Here is a 4,175-nt window from a genome sequence, read left to right on the forward strand (position 1 = left end):
CTCCTTAATTTGTTTTAAGAAGTCGTCCAACCAAACGTCAAATGTAAATGTTGAAGTATAATCAAATATCGTTTAATATCTAATTATACAAAATTAACAAATAGCATAGTTAAGTATATTTGGATTTGTCGTTCCACAAACTTTGGTCGGGGAGTGGGCGACTTCTTTTTTTATTTTGCTATTAATATAACACTATCAAAAGGCTTGGTCTAATTTGATCAAGTCTTTTTTATCTAAACATTATCCTTAACTTCTTTTCTCAAATTCATTTTTCTATAAATTTTGCAATTAAAAGCAAAATAGTTATATATATCTATTTTAATATATATGGAAGAGGCGAAGTTATAATATGTCCAACTATTAACCATACAAACGGAAGAGAAATTAAAACAGTAAAATATAATCCTTTATACTCTTCAGTATTATGATTTTTTTTACTAATAAAATAAAAAAATGTTGTTACAATCATAGAGATAGTAAACAGTATTGTTAAAAACAATACAAATCCATTCATTGTCGTTGTCTTTTCTCCAAGTAAAAACAAATCTTTAAATACAACCGAAAGCATATCAATTGCAAATAAAACAACACTAATTGTAAAAAACTTCTTAAACATAAATTACACCTCCTATACCTGATTTGTTTATTTAAAAATTGTTTAGAGCCATTAATAACATAATTTACCTTATCTTTATATTTTATTGCATTATTCCAATTCCTCTATTTGTCGACGATTCTGCGCTCCTTAATAATCCTAAAACTGTCCATCGGTCGATTTGATAGCTGACGCTATCCGACCGCTGGCGCTTTTAGTCTAATTAAGGGCTCTCATCGACAAATAGATTTTCTCGGCATAATAGCGTGCTTATCCTTAGAAAAAGACTTCGAATTTTTTTCTAATCCATTCATAAAGATAAATAAAACCACCTATCGCAACAATATAAGGTAATCCATAAGCAATATACCAAATAAATGTCATAAAGCCCTCAGACGCTTTAATTTTGCTTGCTATTGCTTTTTGTAATATATCTATGTGTATAAAGTCCATAAAGTCACTGCCAATAGTCATTACTAACGCAAATAGCATAAATACTAATAACATTGCTCCAAATCCACGATACATGAGTTTAATTCTTTTTTGATACTCTTCATGTGATGATCGCACTTCTTGTAGCATTCGTTCGTTTTCATCACGCACCTTATAAATATCTCTGCCTATAATATTGGCTAACTCATCTGTATCGACTTTATCTAATTTCTCTTTGAGTATATTTATAAAAGCATTATGTGTCTTTACGCCATTATCTCGAAAATCCTTCGTCGCCCCTGTCAATTTCGATGTGATTTCCTTTTGGTCTTTCTCTCGTGCGTTCTGATTCTCTTGAATCTCTGTTAGATACTTGATGATGAGCTTGTTTTGTTTTTTCAATTCTTCGATTTCTTGTCTTTCTAAGTTGCTCTGCGTTGTGTTCGACTGCGTCCCAATCGACTTCGAATTGGTCTGTGTACTCTGCGACTGGGTCTCGCTCTGATTCTTTTTCTTCTCTCTCTCGTCTTTCAAACTCATATTCTAACGCCCCCTTATCGTAATCTTGTCCAAGGGTTTTGCCACGTACCCATTTATTTACGTTTTCCGGCTTATATGAGACGTTTTTGCCCCTTACCTTAAATTCTATACCTGATTCCTTTAAATACTCTGAAAAGCTCTTAAAATCGCTTGTATGTTCTTTCGCATGTTCTATTTTTTCTCTCAAATCATCTTTCCAAGAATATTGGTCTTTCTCTATCAATGATTTTTCGGCTTGTGTGTATCTCAATTTCGCCGTATCTCGTTCTGGCACACTCAAACCATGTTCTCGACAAATATCGTCATTGGCTTGTTTAACCAAATCTCTTTGTTGTTTATTACTTTGATATTTGCGTCCTGTTTCAAGGTCAATTGAATTAATTACAATATGATTGTGTACATGCTCTTTATCTGTATGCGTATAGATTGCCACTTGATGATTAGGTACAATCTTTTCGGCTAGTTCTAAGCCAAGTTGATTACATTGTTCTGGTGTTACTTCGCCAGGCTTGAATGACTGTATAACTGTATGAGCTTGAATACCGTTTTCTTTGCCATATAACGCCCTAGTTTGCTTAAACGATGATTTCGCATAATCTATATCACAATTTAAGCCACTCTTTTCTTCTGCTCGCTTTTCTGCGTAATTGATTGCTCGACTTGCCGATTTGGTATTACCTAATTTAGTTGTTGCCATATCTCATCAAGCCTTTCACGTAACTCACTGATATTACGTTCTAACGCTGGATAGTTAGGTGCGTCATATTGATGTTGATTACAATATTTAGCAATCTGATTGGCATTTGCACCTAACTTACTTAAATCTTTGGCTATCGATTGTCGCGTTTCTTTATCAAATTTAGGTGCGACCAATCGACTACCCTGTGCCTTTTTCTTAACGAAATTAGGCACACTCATATTTAAAGTATCGGCAGATTGCCTTAACTTTAAATATTCAGATTCGCTCACACGAAAACTAATTTGTTTCGGCTCCTTACGGTTGGGTTTTTGGTTTCGCCCAACAGTTTTGTCGCTAGCCACAAAGTTATTTTGTTCGCTCATCAAATCCCACCACGCTTTCTTCGAAAGAAATTACTTAATATAAATCTAGCTTACAGGGTAAGCCAGATTTTATCAAGTAATTATGTGGTTTGGCAAGCGTCGTATATTATAGCCACTTCGTTCTAAAAATACCGGCTTGATGGGGATATCCCCATACCCCTTATGTTTTTGCTAACGCAAAAAATGAGTGGCTTAAATGCTAGCCACTCATAGTTCAAAACCGTTAAACCCAAGCGACCAAAAATGGTGGTCGCACATTCGTTTTTAAATTTTATGATCACTTCGTGTATAAAATTTAATGTACTCAAATTCAAAGTATAAATAATATAAAAATCAAAATTAGGATAATTACAATATCCCAAAATATACCTTTACCATCTTTTTCTAAAAAGTCTGGAATACTACCAATAATTAATCCAATTATAAATATAATTTTAACAAAGGTATTTATATAATCTAAAAACGTCCAATCAAACATCGAATTCAAAATGAATAGTAATATCCATGCAATTACCGCACAATTCATTATATTACTAGCAATTTTTTTATATATTGCGTGTTCATAATTTCTTTCTGAAAAAAGCATAACAACCACTCCAAATTATTTTAAATTCTAAAATCATTTTGCCAAAAAGTAATTTGTTTCTGTAATTGTTTTTCATTTTCTCTTAAAGTCGATTTCATTAATTCAGTTAAATCAACTGGCGATATTTCTTTAATTAAGTTTTTATATTTATATTTAGCATGTCGTTCAAGTTTTCCCCATGTATCTTCTTCATGAATTAACATATAAACCATTGCTTGCTCTTTTATTTTTTCTAGTACAGTCCAATTAGGTTTTAATATATGCAAATCATCAAAACAGCTATTCCACATATCAACCATATTTCTTTTAAGCTCAATTTCTACACGCCATAAGTGTTCTGAATTAATTTCAATATCGGCATTATCTTTGCGTTCTTGCTTTTTATTATAAATTCGAATGAATCTATCACTATCACGTACACCAAAATATTTTGTTTCTGGTTTACCATTACGCCCATAAAATATAGTTTTCTTAACTGCTTTATCAGTCATTGTGTAATAATCGCTTAAATCTTCTTCAAAATCGAAAGCCAAATCTAATCTTGTAAATCCATCATCTTCCATGTAGCTAATTACATTGCGTTTTAACCAAAGCATTTCATCATACGTTAATTTATTAGGATTAAATTCAACACGCATATTACGTCTATCCCAACTATCTGCTCTCACTTTGTCATATTCGATATATACTTTTTCTTGAAGTGCTTTAGCTTTGAATTTGGTTTGTAGAATATCCCAAAGTCTAAATCGAGGCTCAACACTCATAAATTTTGATAATTGTTCTGCATTATCTTTATTAAGATTTCCAACAATTGTCATAGCGTCAAAACTTAAATTTGGTTGAGGGGTGGTAAAAAAATTACCACTTAACCGGCTATTAGAGTAGCCGGTTTTAGAAAAATTGTCTAAATCCTTATTTTGTAAGTAATTTGAATGATTTTTTTCAGTCATAAAAAATCGA

5 protein-coding genes are annotated in these 4,175 nt (G+C 32.1%); all 5 read right to left on the minus strand.

Features of this window, described 5'->3' with window-relative positions:
• Window positions 1-313: 313 nt before the first annotated feature.
• The 5 genes from PREDE_RS13790 to PREDE_RS13275 all read right to left on the minus strand — a co-directional run bounded on the left by PREDE_RS13790 (window position 314) and on the right by PREDE_RS13275 (window position 4,165).
• Window positions 314-616, minus strand: coding sequence for a hypothetical protein (locus tag PREDE_RS13790; protein WP_100051356.1), 303 nt, complete (start codon window positions 614-616; stop codon window positions 314-316).
• A 255-nt stretch (window positions 617-871) separates the two neighbouring features.
• Window positions 872-1,333 carry a DUF334 domain-containing protein gene (locus PREDE_RS13260; RefSeq protein ID WP_015310584.1) on the minus strand — a complete coding sequence of 154 codons (462 nt, stop codon included), beginning with the start codon at window positions 1,331-1,333 and terminating at the stop codon, window positions 872-874.
• On the minus strand, window positions 1,302-2,264 hold the full coding sequence (locus PREDE_RS13795; protein WP_015310585.1) for a relaxase/mobilization nuclease domain-containing protein: 963 nt from the start codon (window positions 2,262-2,264) through the stop codon (window positions 1,302-1,304). Before PREDE_RS13795 ends, PREDE_RS13260 begins: the two co-directional genes overlap by 32 nt.
• Window positions 2,246-2,629, minus strand: a complete 384-nt coding sequence (locus PREDE_RS13265) for a MobC family plasmid mobilization relaxosome protein (protein ID WP_015310586.1) — start codon at window positions 2,627-2,629, stop codon at window positions 2,246-2,248. Before PREDE_RS13265 ends, PREDE_RS13795 begins: the two co-directional genes overlap by 19 nt.
• Window positions 2,630-3,235: 606 nt before the next feature.
• Entirely contained in the window at window positions 3,236-4,165 is a 930-nt protein-coding gene (locus tag PREDE_RS13275) for a replication initiation factor domain-containing protein (RefSeq protein WP_015310588.1), read from the minus strand.
• Window positions 4,166-4,175: the final 10 nt, after the last annotated feature.

The organism is Prevotella dentalis DSM 3688, assembly GCF_000242335.1.
Classification (GTDB): Bacteria; Bacteroidota; Bacteroidia; order Bacteroidales; family Bacteroidaceae; genus Prevotella; species Prevotella seregens.

Excerpts from the sequence above, each read along its gene's own strand:
- PREDE_RS13790 (WP_100051356.1), bottom strand. The coding sequence starts at position 616 with ATGTTTAAGAAGTTTTTTACAATTAGTGTTGTTTTATTTGCAATTGAT.
- PREDE_RS13795 (WP_015310585.1), bottom strand. The coding sequence starts at position 2,264 with ATGGCAACAACTAAATTAGGTAATACCAAATCGGCAAGTCGAGCAATC.
- PREDE_RS13265 (WP_015310586.1), bottom strand. The coding sequence starts at position 2,629 with ATGAGCGAACAAAATAACTTTGTGGCTAGCGACAAAACTGTTGGGCGA.
- PREDE_RS13275 (WP_015310588.1), bottom strand. The coding sequence starts at position 4,165 with ATGACTGAAAAAAATCATTCAAATTACTTACAAAATAAGGATTTAGAC.